At 43.1% G+C, this 15,409-nt stretch carries 14 protein-coding genes; 9 read left to right on the forward strand and 5 right to left on the reverse strand.

What is annotated here, in order from left to right; translation table 11 throughout:
* The first annotated feature begins 17 nt into the window (after nucleotides 1-17).
* From U0R10_RS02330 to miaA, 3 genes are all read left to right on the forward strand, one after another.
* The gene (locus tag U0R10_RS02330) at nucleotides 18-476 is read left to right on the forward strand and encodes a DUF6141 family protein (RefSeq protein ID WP_377982107.1); all 459 of its coding nucleotides are present in this window, start codon (nucleotides 18-20) and stop codon (nucleotides 474-476) included.
* Nucleotides 477-688: 212 nt separating this feature from the next.
* Nucleotides 689-1,981 carry a DEAD/DEAH box helicase gene (locus U0R10_RS02335; RefSeq protein WP_377982108.1) on the forward strand — a complete coding sequence of 431 codons (1,293 nt, stop codon included), beginning with the start codon at nucleotides 689-691 and terminating at the stop codon, nucleotides 1,979-1,981.
* Nucleotide 1,982: 1 nt separating this feature from the next.
* Nucleotides 1,983-2,876, forward strand: coding sequence for a tRNA (adenosine(37)-N6)-dimethylallyltransferase MiaA (gene miaA / locus U0R10_RS02340; protein WP_377982110.1), 894 nt, complete (start codon nucleotides 1,983-1,985; stop codon nucleotides 2,874-2,876).
* Here the strand turns inward: miaA and U0R10_RS02345 are convergent.
* The 5 genes from U0R10_RS02345 to U0R10_RS02365 form a co-directional block, all read right to left on the reverse strand.
* Nucleotides 2,858-3,139 carry a rhodanese-like domain-containing protein gene (locus tag U0R10_RS02345; RefSeq protein WP_377982112.1) on the reverse strand — a complete coding sequence of 94 codons (282 nt, stop codon included), beginning with the start codon at nucleotides 3,137-3,139 and terminating at the stop codon, nucleotides 2,858-2,860. The genes miaA and U0R10_RS02345 overlap by 19 nt on opposite strands.
* Before the next feature lies 1 nt (nucleotide 3,140).
* A complete protein-coding gene (locus U0R10_RS02350) occupies nucleotides 3,141-3,440 on the reverse strand; it encodes a rhodanese-like domain-containing protein (protein WP_377982114.1) in 300 nt (99 codons plus the stop codon).
* 4 nt (nucleotides 3,441-3,444) lie between these two features.
* Nucleotides 3,445-4,221 (reverse strand): PASTA domain-containing protein, encoded by a 777-nt coding sequence (locus U0R10_RS02355; protein WP_377982116.1) that lies wholly within the window; start codon nucleotides 4,219-4,221, stop codon nucleotides 3,445-3,447.
* Between the two features lie 495 nt (nucleotides 4,222-4,716).
* On the reverse strand, nucleotides 4,717-6,045 hold the full coding sequence (locus tag U0R10_RS02360; RefSeq protein ID WP_377983004.1) for a Gfo/Idh/MocA family protein: 1,329 nt from the start codon (nucleotides 6,043-6,045) through the stop codon (nucleotides 4,717-4,719).
* 5 nt (nucleotides 6,046-6,050) lie between these two features.
* Complete coding sequence (locus tag U0R10_RS02365; RefSeq protein ID WP_377982118.1) at nucleotides 6,051-7,418, reverse strand: 3-keto-disaccharide hydrolase; 1,368 nt, start codon at nucleotides 7,416-7,418, stop codon at nucleotides 6,051-6,053.
* 168 nt (nucleotides 7,419-7,586) lie between these two features.
* Here U0R10_RS02365 and U0R10_RS02370 point away from each other — a divergent pair, with 168 nt between their 5' ends.
* From U0R10_RS02370 to U0R10_RS02395, 6 genes are read left to right on the forward strand one after another with little or no spacing between them, the layout of a single operon-like run.
* Nucleotides 7,587-8,753, forward strand: coding sequence for a trans-sulfuration enzyme family protein (locus tag U0R10_RS02370; RefSeq protein ID WP_377982120.1), 1,167 nt, complete (start codon nucleotides 7,587-7,589; stop codon nucleotides 8,751-8,753).
* Complete coding sequence (locus U0R10_RS02375) at nucleotides 8,753-9,841, forward strand: complex I subunit 1/NuoH family protein (RefSeq protein WP_377982121.1); 1,089 nt, start codon at nucleotides 8,753-8,755, stop codon at nucleotides 9,839-9,841. Before U0R10_RS02370 ends, U0R10_RS02375 begins: the two co-directional genes overlap by 1 nt.
* 53 nt (nucleotides 9,842-9,894) lie before the next feature.
* Complete coding sequence (locus U0R10_RS02380; protein ID WP_377982123.1) at nucleotides 9,895-12,297, forward strand: TonB-dependent receptor; 2,403 nt, start codon at nucleotides 9,895-9,897, stop codon at nucleotides 12,295-12,297.
* 2 nt (nucleotides 12,298-12,299) lie between these two features.
* Nucleotides 12,300-13,442, forward strand: coding sequence for a DUF4249 domain-containing protein (locus U0R10_RS02385; protein WP_377982125.1), 1,143 nt, complete (start codon nucleotides 12,300-12,302; stop codon nucleotides 13,440-13,442).
* A 19-nt stretch (nucleotides 13,443-13,461) separates the two neighbouring features.
* Nucleotides 13,462-14,472 (forward strand): ferrochelatase, encoded by a 1,011-nt coding sequence (gene hemH, locus U0R10_RS02390; RefSeq protein ID WP_377982126.1) that lies wholly within the window; start codon nucleotides 13,462-13,464, stop codon nucleotides 14,470-14,472.
* A 1-nt stretch (nucleotide 14,473) separates the two neighbouring features.
* A complete protein-coding gene (locus tag U0R10_RS02395; RefSeq protein ID WP_377982128.1) occupies nucleotides 14,474-15,343 on the forward strand; it encodes an EamA family transporter in 870 nt (289 codons plus the stop codon).
* Nucleotides 15,344-15,409 lie beyond the last annotated feature (66 nt).

Consider the following 15,409-nt stretch of genomic DNA (forward strand, 5'->3'; position numbering starts at 1 on the left):
TTCAAATTGTTCATTAGATGACTGAATTTAAAGAAACGCAGCGATTTACGCAGTGGTGGTTGTGGTTAATTTTATTTGGAACATGGGCTACCATGATTTTTGCTTTGATGCAGGAACTAAATGAAATAAATATATCATTTTTTGTGGGTGGAATTATCGGCCTAGGATTCCCCATTTTGTTTTGGCAGATGCGTTTAGTAACTCGAGTGACTTCAGCAGGCATTTATGTGCGGTTTATTCCTTTTCATTTTAAAGAAAAATTCTATTCTTGGGAATCCATTGAATCCGCTCAAGTTCGTACGTATGATCCTTTGTTTGAATATGGTGGCTGGGGGATTAAATATGGCTTTAATGGGCAGGGGAAGGTATATAATATAGCTGGGAATGAAGGGCTTCAATTGGTGTTCAAATCAGGTGATAAATTGTTGATTGGTACCCAAAAACCAAAAGAAATTCAAGCCGCAGTTCGTTTGTAGTTTATCAAGTTCTTGGGCAATTTATGTGGTTTAAGAACGTTCGCCATTTATCAGTTACGCTGCCTTGTCAACGACCCCAGCAGCGTCACCCAGCCCGCGCAGGCGTTCATCGAAAGCGCGAAATGCCGAAATAAAGCCGTAACTTGCGCCATTATTATGAGGATGCTTGTTATTTCCAGTTATTACTCATAAGCACACATTCTCATTTTAATATGACATTTCAAGAGTTACACCTCATTGAGCCTATCTTAAAGGCGCTCGGTGAGGAGGGTTATTCAACCCCAACCCCCATTCAAGCGCAAGCTATTCCGATTGTACTTAAAGGCACCGACCTACTTGGTTGCGCCCAAACGGGTACCGGAAAAACCGCCGCTTTTACCTTACCCATCATTCAATTGATGGATGCTAATCAAACATTTCAAAAGCCTAAAAAAATCCGTGCATTGATCGTAACTCCCACGCGGGAACTTGCGATTCAAATCGGAGAAAGTTTTAAAGCCTACGCACGTCACACCTCTCTTAACTATACCGTTATTTTCGGTGGAGTTGGACAAAGCCCACAAGTTTCCGCGCTTAGATCAGGTGTTGATGTCGTGATTGCGACCCCAGGACGTTTGTTGGATTTGATGAATCAAAAGCTTTTATCGATTGCCAATGTAGAATATTTTGTCCTCGATGAGGCCGACCGAATGCTCGACATGGGCTTTATTCATGATGTACGCAAGCTTTTGGCTGCTTTGCCTCGTCAAAGACAATCCTTGTTTTTCTCGGCGACGATGCCACCTGAAATTGTGCAGTTGGCCGCGTCTATTTTGCGTAACCCCGCTGAGGTTTCGGTGACTCCGGTTTCGTCAACCGTGGAAATCATTAATCAATCGGTGTATTTTGTTGACAAAAACAACAAGAATACGCTGTTGTTAGATATTCTAGAAGACACCAAAATCAAAACAGCTTTAGTCTTTACGCGTACCAAACATGGTGCCGATAAAGTTGTCAAAGTCCTCCTGAAGGCAAGCATCAAAGCTGAAGCCATTCATGGAAATAAATCCCAAAATGCGCGCCAAACAGCCTTGAAAAACTTTACCGCTCAAACTACACGTGTTTTGGTCGCTACGGATATCGCGGCGCGTGGAATCGATGTGGATGATTTGGAATATGTGATTAATTTTGAATTGCCCAACATCCCGGAAACGTATGTGCACCGGATCGGTCGGACAGGTCGTGCCGGCGCGCGAGGTACCGCAATTTCATTCTGTGACATTGAGGAAAAAGCTTATTTGAAGGATATTGAGAAGTTGATCGGTAAAAAAGTACCCGTTGTGGAAGCACATCGCTACCCCATGAAGGTCTTAACCGTTGAGAAAAAAGCGAAGCAAGGGCCTCCAAACCGCGGTGGAAAACCAGCCGGTCCTGGAGCTGCAGCAGCGAAACCTGCTGAAAGCCCGCGTTCATTCGATAAAGCCAAAGCTGGCCGTAAATGGTACGGCAAGAAGAATACCTATTAAGATGAATAAAACACTTTTGGTCATTGCGGGTCCTACGGCTGTTGGCAAAACAGCTTTATGTGTCGAAATGGCCAAAAGTTTTCATACCGAAATCATCTCGGCCGACTCCCGGCAATTTTACCAAGAATTAAGCATAGGTACCGCAAAGCCTAGCCTCGAAGAGCAGGGTGGCGTCAAGCACCATTTCATTGATTCACATTCCATTCATGACTATTTCTCTCCCGGAGATTTTGAACGTGATGCGCTGAAAATACTGACAGATTTATTCCAAACGCATGACGTGGTCATACTTACCGGAGGATCAGGACTCTATTTGAAAGCGCTAATGGAAGGTTTGGACGATATGCCAGATGTAGATTTGGCATTGCGTGAAAGCTTAATGAAAGCCCTGGAAACAGATGGCTTGGAAAAGCTTTTCAAGCAACTACAGGACTTAGATCCCGAATATGCCACGCAAGTAGATGCGCAAAATCCGCAGCGGGTTGTTAGAGCTTTAGAAGTATGTTTGTCGACTGGTAAATCCTATACATCTTTCCGCCATCAGCAAAAAGCTGAGCGACCTTTTGAGATGATCAAAATATGCCTTGATCGTCCGCGGGAGGAATTATACCAACGAATCGATGCCCGCATGGAAATGATGTTGGCCGCTGGCCTTGTACAAGAAGCCAAAGATTTCGAAGCCTTTCAAGATCGTTACGCCTTAAAAACCTTAGGTTATAAAGAAATATATGGGTTTTTCAGAGCTGAGTACGATGAGCCCGAAATGATTCGCTTATTGAAACGCAATTCGAGGCATTATGCTAAAAAACAATTGACTTGGTTTCGACATCAGGATGATTTTGAATTTGTGCATCCCGACCAGGCTTTCGCCTACATTCAAGGTAAGCTTAAATAAGCTTCCAGACCTCCCGTGACATTTTGAGCTTGAAGGCCTTTGGCGGTCATGAGCCGACAAGCAATCTGGCTTTGTGTGCCGTTATAACAAATGACGGTGTATGTTGTGGTGGTGTTTAACTCGTGGATCCGCGTTAGTAAATCATCCAAAGGAATATGCAGTCCCCCTAAATCAAAATCCGCTCGTTCCCTCGGCGTTCGAATATCCAAGAGGGAAAGAGCGGATAAATTTTCCTTGAATTCGTTCGCGGAAATGGATAACATCTTAATATCCAGCTTCTTGCCAAGCAAGCATACCGCCTAAAACATTGCGTACGTTGGTATATCCTTCGCTTGTCAAGTATTCTTTGGCACGTCCTGAACGTGCGCCAGAGCGGCAATGGATTAAAATTTCTTGATCTTTCCAGGCTTCAATTTCCTCCAAACGGTCAGGTAATTCACCCAATGGAATCAAGGTTGCCCCAATATTAAACTCATCAAATTCGTATTCCTCGCGGACATCAATTAGGTTTAATAGTTCCCCTTTGTCCATGCGTTCTTTTAATTCTTCAATCGTAATATCCATGCTGTTATTGGTTTTCATCCTCACCACCCACAACCCACAGGTCGATCAGGTCGCCAGGTTTTACACTTGTTCCTTCGCAGGTCGCACATGTTTGCTTAAAGACTGTTCCCGCAGGAAACGCTTCATTTGCTTCGTATACGACTTTGCCTACTTTTAAATTCATTCCTGCCAAAATAATGGTCACTTCATCCATCGGTTTGCCCACAAAATCTGGCATCTCCATGTCGACATTCGCCATACCATTTCCAATGTACAGATCCACCATGGTACCTTTTGGTATGCTAGCGCCTGCTTCTATTTTACGGCCCAAAGCCTGAACTTCAATCACCTCTTTTACACGTGGGTCATTCACCTCGTGAACGATACCTTTGCGTAATCCTGCGATGAATAATTGTTGCTCGGCACTGCGCACCGACAAGCCCACTAATGTAGGTAATTTAATCGTAGGAGGTGTTTCGGAGTTGATCGTAATGTAGATTTTACGTCCAGATTTGACCAAGGCATTCGGCAATGGGTATTGTGATAAAACGGTCAATGGCGGCTTGTCAGCCGTATATGTGCAGTCAGAAACTTCATAGGTAAGATCACTCGCATCGATCAATTCCTCCATTTTATCAGCCGATAAGCCTTTTAAATTGGGAACTTTGATCGTTTCTCCATGATGTGTACTCCATGGCAGATACACAAAGAAAAAGCCGAAAAATAAAACCAAAAACAAGGACGCTAATATCGCAATGTGCGTGAAGAGGTCTTTCTTGGTTTGTGTAGGTATTTGAGCCATAATTGGAAATACGAATTTGCGTGCAAGATAAGTAAATCTAAAACCCTAGGCAAGAGGGGGCAGTCGCTAGTCGTCAGTAATCAGTAGTCAGTAATCAGTCGCTAGTCGACAGTCCGGAGGGAAATAGTCCGAAGGAAATGAGTCCGAAGTCTAACGTCCAATGTCCAGCGACTAGTGATTAGTGACTGACGACTAGCGACTGACCACTAGCGAATGTCTACTAGTGTCTAAAAGAATAGTCCGAAGGAAAAAGCTCTTGACTGAATAAACAGACTTTGAACTTTCCCTCCGGACTATTTCCCTTCGGACTGTCGACTAGTGACTCTCCACTGACCACTGACTACTAGCGACTGTCTACTAGCGTCTAATAGAAAAGTCCGAAGGAAAAAGTATATACCTGCTTTCGCTGATAATTATACTTTCCCTCCGGACTATTTCCCTTCGGACTGTCGACTAGCGACTGACCACTGTCAACTAGCTACTAACCACTGACTACTAATACTTAAAAATTTTATCTCCCGCCATTACCTCTTGCGTCTTCTCATCAAACGTCACTCGCTGACCTGTACGATATGCCGCATTCGACATGATCGTTGCGATCGAGTGTTGGTAACCCGCTTCGATTGGCGCATTCGGTGTTTTACGTGAACGAACACATTCCATCCAGTTTTTCACGTGGTTGAAAGTCAATGAATCACCACCCGTATCCGCATCGGTTGCTACTTTAGCACCTTCAATTTTCATCGTTGGCAATAAATTCGCCTGCATACCCATGGCTTTCGCCTCGCGCTCACGCAATCCACCATTGGGTGAAATGGTATTGGTATCCAAGTTTAATTCACCCGCATTTGAGTAGTAAATTTCCTTCGTTCCACCCGCTGAATTGGAGAAGCGCGATGTGAACTGTACTTGGAATCCTTTGTTGCCTTGACCATAATCAAACACCACAGTCATGGTATCTGCGTTCACCCGACCATCATTCCATTGGTAAATTCCACCATTGGCAACAACCGAGTTTGGATGCGCTAGGCCTGAGAACCAGTGTACCGTGTCGATTTGGTGTGACATCCATTGTCCTGGAATTCCAGATGAATAAGGCCAGAATAAACGATACTCTAAATATTTACGTGGGTCAAATTTATCCGCCGGACGGTTCATCAAGAAACGCTTCCAGTCGATATCTGACTCTTTTAAAATGCTTGTTAATTCAGGGCGTCTCCAACGAGCTGGTTGGTTTACATTCCACATCAACTCCACCATTTTGATATCACCGAACTTACCTGATTTGATGAATTCATCAGCAGCCCAATAGTTCTCTCCTGAACGACGCTGCGATCCGATTTGAACAATTTTACCTGATTCTTTCACCGCTTTCAATACCGCACGGTTATCTTCCATCGTTTCTGCCAATGGTTTCTCTGTATACGTATCGCAACCAGCTTTCACCGCTTCGATCGTATGCAAGGCATGTTGGAAATCCGCTGTAGAAATAAACACTGCATCGATGCCTTTGGCAGCATATAATTCTTCATTGTTGCGGTATGTTTTAATCGAACCACCCAATTCCTTCTCTAAAAATGCTTTTCCTTCATCACGTCTACGATTCCATAGATCCGATAAAGCCACCATTTCAAAGTTCATTCCCTTCGCTAGGGCCTTGAATGGAGGAACATGTGAGGCACGGTGACGGTCTGAAAAACCCACACACGCCACACGAACGCGATCGTTCGCGCCAATAATCTTACTGTATGACTTGGGACTAAATGCAAGAGTACCCAATGTCGCTAATGCTCCTTTTTGAATAAATGATCTTCTTTCCATGATAAGGTTTAGTTAATTTCTCTGATTTTGATGTTTTTATAAAACACGGAATCCCCGTGCTCCTGAAATAAGATTGCTCCTTTGTCTTGAGCGCCGTAACCCGGCCATTTAGCATGCTTACTGTGCGCGACAAGTACCTTGAAAATGTTGCTCTTACGTTCGTATTCCAATACTTTAAACCCGTTCAACCAATGTTGTACGATGTTGTTTGGATATACAATAATCCGTCCTTGATTCCATTCGCCAATCTTCTTTTGAAAACGAGGCTCTGGTTTGTTAGATGGAATGATGTCATATAAACTAGCCAGTGTGCGATTGCCCACTGTCCCTAATTTCGCATCCGGGTGCTTGGCATCATCTAATACTTGATATTCTAATCCAATGGCCGACATCCCCGAATTGTACGTTTCATTCACGAAATACTTAACACCGGAATTAGCTCCCTCGGTCAATTTAAAATCAAACGTTAATTCAAAACTACCAAACTGCTCGTTCGTCAAAATGTCTCCACCATTACCCGACTCCTTGCCACCAGATGAATTTACGTGCAAAGTTCCATCTTCAACAGTCCACACGGAAGGGGGAGCCGTCGTTTTAAATGCCGAACGGAATCCCGTCAAGTCTTTTCCATTGAACAATAACTTGAATCCTGCCGCTTTTTCCTGCTCAGATAAATTGTTCAACATGTAATTCTCAACAACCGTTTTGCCATCAATTGGGCGTGGCTGCATGTCTTTTCCTGTTTGAATGCGGATATTTTTCCACATCACTTGCATGCCTGCTTTCATCTCGCCATAAATCGCATGTACTTGAAATGCGATAAAGCCTTTGGCAGTCATATCATCTACTAAGTAAGTCACAGGGACGTCATTAATCCACGTACGAATCGTACTGCCTATCGCTTCTATGCGGTAGTGATTCCAAACATCCCCTAACTTAAACGCTTTTTTTGCTTCAGGCTTACCTTCGTTTTGAGATAACCAGCCACGACGGGATTCGTCGTAGATACCGCCTGACCAGCCACGTGTCGATGGATCGATTTCGGCTTGGTAGCCATGTACACGACCATTTTGGTATTCAGGAATTGACAAACTTCTGAACTGAACGCCAGAATTCATTTTGTTATCCACTTTAACGTCGAATTCAAGGATGAAATCACCATATTCTTGTTCGGTGGCCATGAAAGAATTTGGCGTATTGGCTACGGTAGTTCCTACCATAACACCATCTTTCACTTCATATTTTGCTTGACCATTTAGTTGTTTGAACCCTTTAAAGGTTTTTCCATCAAATAAATTAGTCCACTTTTGCGCATTCGATTGTAATGAAACGCATAGGAGTGCTGCGCTTAGCGCAATCAGTAATTGTTTTTTCATAGTTCTATTTTATTGTATCCTAAAGGAATCAATACGTCGAAATTTACTCATTTATCTTGAAATAATTCAGTTGGCTTATGGGCATCTTTCCGGACAAAAAATACTGAATGCCGAATAGGCACGATTTCCCACTATTCTATTACTTTTGTAGATTAATTTTTGAGACTGATGCAAAAACAAACGAAAGCCATTCGGATTCAAGCCGAAAGATCCCATAATCGCGAACATTCTGTCCCACTTTATTTAACGTCAAGCTTTACGTTCGATGATGCGGAAGAAGGAAGAGCCATTTTTGCAGAGGAAAAGTCTGGCAATATCTATTCGCGTTACATGAATCCCAATGTGGATGAATTCGTAGAGAAAATGGTGATGCTGGAGAATGCCGAGGATGGTTTAGCGTTCTCAACAGGCATGGCAGCCATTTTTGCTTCCATGGCCGGATTACTTAAAGCAGGCGATCACATTGTTGCTTCTAATGCATTATTCGGTTCTTGCATTCAAATTTTAACTAAGATTACGGCCAAATGGGGCATCGAATGCACTTTTGTTCCTGGGGCAGATATAAAGGCTTGGGAAGCAGCGATTCAGCCTAATACCAAATTTTTCTTTTGTGAATCACCCTCGAATCCTGGTTTAGAACTCATCGACTTGCCTGCACTCGCTGCCTTGAAAAAAGGACGCGATATCGTGTTAGCGGTCGATAATTGTTTTGCTACGCCCATTTTACAAACTCCGTTAGACTTAGGTGCCGACTTAGTCATTCATTCGGCCACGAAATATATTGATGGCCAAGGCCGGGTGCTAGGTGGTGTTATCTGTGGAAAGAAAGTATACTTAGATGAAATTCGATTCTTTGCTCGTCACACCGGTCCTTCGTTATCTCCATTTAATGCGTGGATCCTTTCGAAGAGTTTAGAATTATTAGACTTGCGGATGCAGAAACATTCGGAAAATGCACAAGCACTCGCCGAAGCTTTGGAAGGCCATGCAGTGCTAAATGCTGTAAAATACCCCTTTTTGAAGTCACACCCCCACTATGAGTTAGCTAAACGCCAAATGAAATATGGCGGCGGTATCTTAACGATCGATATCAAAGGTGGCTTCGAAAAAGTAGTTGCCTTCAGTAAGGCGTTAAAAATAGCTTCTATTTCACCTAATTTAGGTGATTCGCGTACGATCATGACGCACCCCGCATCTACGACGCACGCCAAAATTGCTCCCGAAGAAAAAGTTTCACTAGGAATCACCGAAGGTTTAGTTCGTATTGCCGTTGGCCTTGAGTCTATCGAGGATCTTAAAGCCGATTTCTTACAAGCTTTAAACGCGATTAACTAATGTTCATCGCGCTTCTCATATGCTTAGCTTTGTTGACAATCAATGTCATCATCGGCGTATATGTCGAGCGTAAACTTTCTGCATTTATTCAGGATCGTTTGGGTCCTATGGAGGTAGGAAAATGGGGATTATTGCAAGTATTTGCTGATCTACTCAAATTAATTCAAAAGGAGGATATCGTTCCGTCCGCGGCCCAAAAGCGCCTTTTTCTGCTAGCGCCTTGGATTATCTTTTTATCTATTTTTGGTGCATTTTCCGTCATCCCCCTCAGTTCTGGAACCTGGCTACAAGGCAGTCAAACTGAAATGGGCGTCATGTTGTTTATGGGCATTGTTTCCTTAGATACCTTGGGAATTTTGTTGGCAGGGTGGACGTCCAACAATAAATATTCCCTCTTAGGTGCCATTCGTTCTGCGGCCCAATTAGTTTCTTTTGAGATTCCATTGGGCTTGACGATTTTATGTGTGGTGATGGTGTCAGGAAGTTTGAATTTGCAGGATATTGCAGGCCAACAAGGCATTTTTTCGCAGGAAGTTCAGTATTTATTTGGCATTAAAGCGCTAGGAATTGAGGTTCAGGGAATCGGGGGGATATTGACCTGGAATGTAGTGCGCATGCCATTCTTCATTATTTTGTTCATTATTTATTTCATTGCCTCACTTGCTGAGGCTAATCGGGCCCCTTTTGATATTCCAGAAGCAGAATCCGAACTCGTAGGAGGTTTTCATACGGAATATGCCGGTATGCGCTGGGCCTTATTATTTCTATCGGAGTATGGCATGATGCTTTTGGTGAGCATTTTGGGAGTTATTCTATTCTGGGGTGCTTGGTATTCGCCATTGCCTAATGTGGGTTCTGTACGTTTGGCCGACTGGACAAATGGGGTTCCCGGGTCGATTCATGCGACCATATTGGGTTTCGTTTGGCTGATGCTCAAATCCTATGTACTTATTGCGCTGCAAATGTGGATCCGATGGACATTACCTCGTTTGCGCGTAGATCAATTCATGCACTTGTGTTGGAAGGTACTCATTCCTTTCACGTTGGCTTTCGTCGCAATTTCAGCCTTTTGGTCGCAACTCGGGTGAGAGAAGTCTGATTAAATGCGTATCATTACCGTTTGCTAACTAGCTGTTAACCTATGTATAAAGTATTTACCCGCCTATTGTTGCTGGGATTGATTGGTGTTTACACGAATCTAATCGCTCAAGAGTATAATCTTCCTATTTTAAGTGGTCAAGTAATCGATGCACAATCGGGTGATCCCTTGATAGGTGCTGCAATCTCGGTCGACTTTAAAAAGTCAGGAGCGACAACAGATGCCAAAGGTTTCTTTAAAATTCCACTTCCTGTAGGAGAATATATTGTCAAAGTGAGCAATGTGGGGTATAATCCCTTCCGCACAAAAATTTATGTCAAAGCGGATGTGGTTCTCAATGTGGAGCTTAATGATGTAACGAAGCAATTGGAAGAGGTAATTGTATCTGCTTCCACGAGCAAAAAAGATATCCAAACACCTTCGTTAGGTGTGACTGTTCTAAGTTTAAAAGGGATTAAAAAATTGCCTACCATGATGGGTGAAGTGGACGTGATTCGTAGCCTTCAGTCATTGCCGGGTGTTTCTTCTGTAGGTGAAGGGGCTAATGGTTTGAATATTCGTGGTTCGAATGTGGATCAAAACCTGATCTTTATTGACGATACCCCTATTTTTAACCCGACGCACATGTTTGGTTTATTCTCGGTTTTTGCCTCGGATGCCATTCGTGATTTGGAGTTGTATAAAGGTGGTATTCCATCTCGTTTTGGTGGTAGAACGGCATCGGTGCTTGATATAAAAATGATTGAGCCTAATACGGAGAAGTTTAAAATGCAAGGGGGTATTGGTTTGGTTTCTAACCGAATCATGGCCGAGATTCCCGTGATTAAAGAAAAACTTTCTGTACTCGTAGCCGGCCGCTTGTCGGCAAATGATTTCTTATTCAAATCCTTTGCACCCGACAACCTGAAAAACATTCGTGCGAATTTCTCAGATATTGCCACTAAGATTTACTTTCGACCTAATACCCAAAATACGATTTCCGTATCTGCTTACCTGAGTAACGACTACTACCGAGTAGACTCATTATTCAGTATTGAAAACGTGGTGGCGAAACAAACTTCGTTTGATTATGGCCATAAAAATGGCTCATTTCATTGGAATCATTATTTTTCGCCTAAGTTAAATATGCTGGTGAGTGCAGCCGTATCCAATTATGTGACTAAAACGTATGCGCCAGATTCTGTTAATACCATCGACTTAAATAGTGCCATTTTATATCGCAATGGCTCGATGAGTTTTGATTACCAGCCGGTAGAAAATCACAAATTGAATTTTGGTATATCAACTACACGTTATGATATCAAGCCAGGAACTTTAAATGATGGCGTTGTTTCGCGGGTAGCTACCGTAAAATTGGACGATGAGCAATCGATTGAGGCGGCTGTTTTTGTTGACGATGAGTGGAAGCTCAATGAGAAGTGGACCATTCAGGCGGGTATTCGTTATACCAAATATTGGCGTATTGGTGCGGGAACGGTGAATACGTATGCGCCCGATTTTATGCCTTCCATCAATACGATTATCTCGAAGAAGACTTATGAACCGGGTGAAGTCATGGCCACATACGGTGGTTTTGAGCCTCGTTTGACGATGAAATATTCATTGGCGGAAAATACGACGATGAAGATGGGTTATAACCGTCAGCAACAATTCTTCCAGTTGTTGTCGAATAACACGACGCCATTGCCTACTTCCCGCTGGAAAACGGCTGATTCATTCATTAAGCCTCAGCGAAGTGATTTTGCAACGATTGGATTCTTTAAAACGTTCAATGAGAATGTCTTTGAGATATCGTTGGAATCGTATTACCGAAATGTGCGCAATACCTTGGATTTTGTGTCTGGTGCTAATTTGCAGTTGAACCCGAACATTGAAACGCAATTGATTTCTGGAAAATCGAAAGCCTACGGATTTGAGGTGATGTTGCAAAAGAAGAAAGGTGAAAATTCCGGTTGGATTTCCTATACCTATGCCCGTGCGTTTAATCAAATGATAGGCGATTTTCCTGAAATTCAGTCGATCAACCGCGGAAATTGGTTTGCCACCAATTATGATAAGCCACATTCATTTAATGTCATGTGGAATATTCAGCCTACGACGCATCATAGTTTTTCATTCACGTTTGCATATAATACGGGCCGACCGTTTTCTTCCCCATCCGGAAGTTATGAAATTGGAGGTAAGAAATATCCCGTGTTTGCTGAGCGAAATAACGATCGCGTTCGCGACTATCATCGCTTAGATTTTTCTTGGACGATCAATAACCCTTCGATGAAGCATGCGCGCTGGGAGGGAAGCTGGGTGTTTACCGTGTATAATTTGTACGGAAGACAAAATCCGTATTCTGTGTTCTTTAAGTCAACAAAAAATGGTTTGCGGGCGTATGAGCTAAGTGTTTTTGCTTCTCCATTTGTGTCGATGACTTACAACTTTAAATTTTTATAGCCATGCCTATTAAATATATACCCTTATTTTTTGCAGCCCTTTTATTTTCGTGTGTACAGCCCATTGAAAATTTTGTTCAAAAAGATTCAAACTCGTACATGACCATTGAAGCTGATATCTCCGATGATCCTGAATTGTGTAAAGTGCGCATTACTGGATCTGCCAATCGTATTTTGTCTGTACTCGCACAGCCGGTAACCAAAGCCGAAGTGTACATCATGGATAATAATGGGGTTAAAACGGTCTTTAAAGAGGTAGTGAAGCCTTTGGGCGTGTATTTGCCTCCAGCTGGATTTAAAGGAAAAGTGGGTGGCTCGTATAAGTTATTTGTGCGGACGCTGGTGGGGGATCAATATGAGAGTACCGTGGAAACAATGAAAGCGGTTCCTGAGATTGAAAATACGATTGTTCGGTTTGAAGCATTTGAACAATATGCCAAAGTTGACCCACGCCGAGCAGGTTTCACTGTTTATTTAGATTTCAAGGATTTGCCTACGGAAGGTGATTACTATATGTGGAATTGGAGACATTACGAGGCTACACAATTTTGTGCCACGTGTACCGATGGAGGCAGATTTGACTTCGTTCGTACGCTTGATTGTGTGACGCCACGTTTTCCAAGTACTGCTATTTTAAATTACCGCTGCGATGGTAATTGCTGGGATATCACGACCAATAATGATTTGAATGTGTTTGCTGATGTGCTGACGAATGGGCAGCGGGTGGTAGGCCGACAAGTCGCGCGGTTGCCTTTTGATGGATATGGCTCCTATTATTTTCGTTTAGAGCAGCGTTCGGTGACAAAAAACACCTATAATTTTTACCAATCTTTGATTTCATCGGTACAATCTAGCGGTTCCTTGTTTGATGTTCCTGCTGAAACGCGTTTTAGCTTAAACATTAAATCAATAACTAAGCCAAATGAACGTGTATTAGGTATTTTTAATGTGTTCTCTGTTCGGAAGCGAATTTTTAACATTGATCGAACGAAAAATATTCCAGCTGGATATACGCCCATTACCTTTCCGATTCCAGGCGATACCTATGCTTGTCCTCCGGGGACAGCTAATTGCCAAGATAAAACACCTTGTGTAGAAGGTCCGACGCGAACAAAAATCACTCCAGAAGGTTGGGTGTTCAGATAAAATAGGCCAACTTTGCGCTATGATTGGAGTTCTACTTGTGAATTTGGGTACGCCGGATAATCCGAAAACCCCAGCTGTACGTAAATATCTACGTGAATTTTTAATGGATGGTCGGGTAATCGATTTTCCTTACATCTTTCGTACGATTCTAGTAAATGGAATTATTGCACCTTTTCGTGCGCCAAAATCCGCTAAGATCTACCAAGAATTGTGGGATGAGCGTGGTTCACCCCTCAAATATTATGGGGAAGATGTCGCCGTAGATTTGCAAGAAAAGCTTGGCGATGCGTACTATGTGCGATTAGCGATGCGCTATCAGTCTCCAGATATGAAGTCGGCCTTAGCCGACATGCAGTCTAAAAACCTCAAGAAATTAATTGTCATTCCATTCTTTCCGCAGTATGCTTCTGCTACAACAGGATCTGTTTATGAGCGTGTGATGGAATTAATGAAAGACTGGCAAGTGATGCCGGCGCTTTCGATGGTTAGCTATTTTTACGATCATCCTGATTTTGCCAAGTATTTTGCAGCCAAAGCGGCCAACTACCAAAAGGATGTTGATTTCGATTATTATTTATTCTCGTATCATGGAGTTCCTGAGCGTCATATTCGCAAAGGAGATTATACGAAGAATACCTGTGTTTTTGGTACATGTTGCGAAACTATCACCGAGAAAAACCATGGCTGTTATCGTGCGCAATGCCACGAAACAACCCGTCGGATTGCTGCCGAGATGGGCTTAAAGCCAGGGACATATAGTACTGCTTTTCAAAGCCGACTAGGTCGTGATCCGTGGTTACAGCCTTATACGGATGATACCATCAAGAAGCTCGTTGCCGAGGGAAAAAAGAAGATTCTTGCGTTCTCACCAGCCTTCGTGGCAGATTGTTTGGAAACGACGATTGAAGTAGGAGAGGAGTACAAGGAATTGTTTGAGGAAGCGGGCGGAGAACATTGGCAGTTGGTGGAAAGCCTCAACAATTCCCCTGAATGGGTTGGTATTTTAGAGGACCTGGTTAAAAAATCATAACATGTTGTATTTAATTTTAAGTGTCATTTTCTCTGTGCTGTTGCTGGTGAATTTTAGAGCACACGCACGCTTTAAGGTGGATACACGGATAGCTATTTTGTTGAACTATCCGGTTTGTTTTTTGACGGCCTACTTTCACCAACCGTCTGCCATTCCGTTTCATTGGCCTGCTGCTTCAGATACAGCTTTATTAATGGCGATGGGCATTGGCTTTGTGATTACGTTTTTACTTTCAGGATTCTCGACACAGAAGAATGGTATGGCGCCTACGTCGCTGGCCAATAATATATCGTTGGTAATTCCGGTGCTCATCAATTTGTTTATTCTAAAAACGGGTGGTGAAATCACCTGGTCGATTGCGGCGGGATTAGCGTTCTCATTCGCGGCGATTTATTTCTGTAGTCCGCAGGTGGATGCGTCGAGCGATACGAAACCAGTTGTTGCGTTGTTATTAGCCGTATTTGTAGCTTACGGGCTTACGAACACACTTTTTAGTTATTTGAATAGCACCTTGACTGTGCAAGTTGGCGGTACACTTCCCTTCATCATGATGTTGTTGATCGGCTCGATGGCTAGTTCATTGATCGTGCTTGTTTGGAAGTCGGTAAACGGCACCCTCAACTGGAATCGCAATTCCGTTTTAGCTTCTATCCCGTTGGGCTTACCCAATTTCTTCTCCTTCTATTTCCTATTGAAGGCATTGGACGCATACCAAAATAATGCGGCAGTGGTATTGACCATGTACAATTTGAGCGTGATTTTATTGAGTGCCGTTACGGCCTATGTGTTTTTCAAGGAGCGTTTAACGCGCAAGCAATGGCTAGGTTTGGCGGTGGGTTGTGTGGGGATTGCGCTGTTGAATGGGTTGTAAGTCCGAAGTCTTTAGTCCGAAGTCCAGATTTTTCTTGTAGAGACGCGATACCTTGCGTCTAGAGTT

Origin of the sequence: Aquirufa avitistagni (genome assembly GCF_042715545.1) — a bacterium.
Lineage (GTDB): Bacteria > Bacteroidota > Bacteroidia > Cytophagales > Spirosomataceae > Aquirufa > Aquirufa avitistagni.

Coding starts and splice junctions, on each gene's coding strand:
- U0R10_RS02330 (WP_377982107.1), top strand. CDS start 18: ATGACTGAATTTAAAGAAACGCAGCGATTTACGCAGTGGTGGTTGTGG.
- U0R10_RS02335 (WP_377982108.1), top strand. CDS start 689: ATGACATTTCAAGAGTTACACCTCATTGAGCCTATCTTAAAGGCGCTC.
- miaA (WP_377982110.1), top strand. CDS start 1,983: ATGAATAAAACACTTTTGGTCATTGCGGGTCCTACGGCTGTTGGCAAA.
- U0R10_RS02345 (WP_377982112.1), bottom strand. CDS start 3,139: ATGTTATCCATTTCCGCGAACGAATTCAAGGAAAATTTATCCGCTCTT.
- U0R10_RS02350 (WP_377982114.1), bottom strand. CDS start 3,440: ATGGATATTACGATTGAAGAATTAAAAGAACGCATGGACAAAGGGGAA.
- U0R10_RS02355 (WP_377982116.1), bottom strand. CDS start 4,221: ATGGCTCAAATACCTACACAAACCAAGAAAGACCTCTTCACGCACATT.
- U0R10_RS02365 (WP_377982118.1), bottom strand. CDS start 7,418: ATGAAAAAACAATTACTGATTGCGCTAAGCGCAGCACTCCTATGCGTT.
- U0R10_RS02370 (WP_377982120.1), top strand. CDS start 7,587: ATGCAAAAACAAACGAAAGCCATTCGGATTCAAGCCGAAAGATCCCAT.
- U0R10_RS02375 (WP_377982121.1), top strand. CDS start 8,753: ATGTTCATCGCGCTTCTCATATGCTTAGCTTTGTTGACAATCAATGTC.
- U0R10_RS02380 (WP_377982123.1), top strand. CDS start 9,895: ATGTATAAAGTATTTACCCGCCTATTGTTGCTGGGATTGATTGGTGTT.
- U0R10_RS02385 (WP_377982125.1), top strand. CDS start 12,300: ATGCCTATTAAATATATACCCTTATTTTTTGCAGCCCTTTTATTTTCG.
- hemH (WP_377982126.1), top strand. CDS start 13,462: ATGATTGGAGTTCTACTTGTGAATTTGGGTACGCCGGATAATCCGAAA.
- U0R10_RS02395 (WP_377982128.1), top strand. CDS start 14,474: ATGTTGTATTTAATTTTAAGTGTCATTTTCTCTGTGCTGTTGCTGGTG.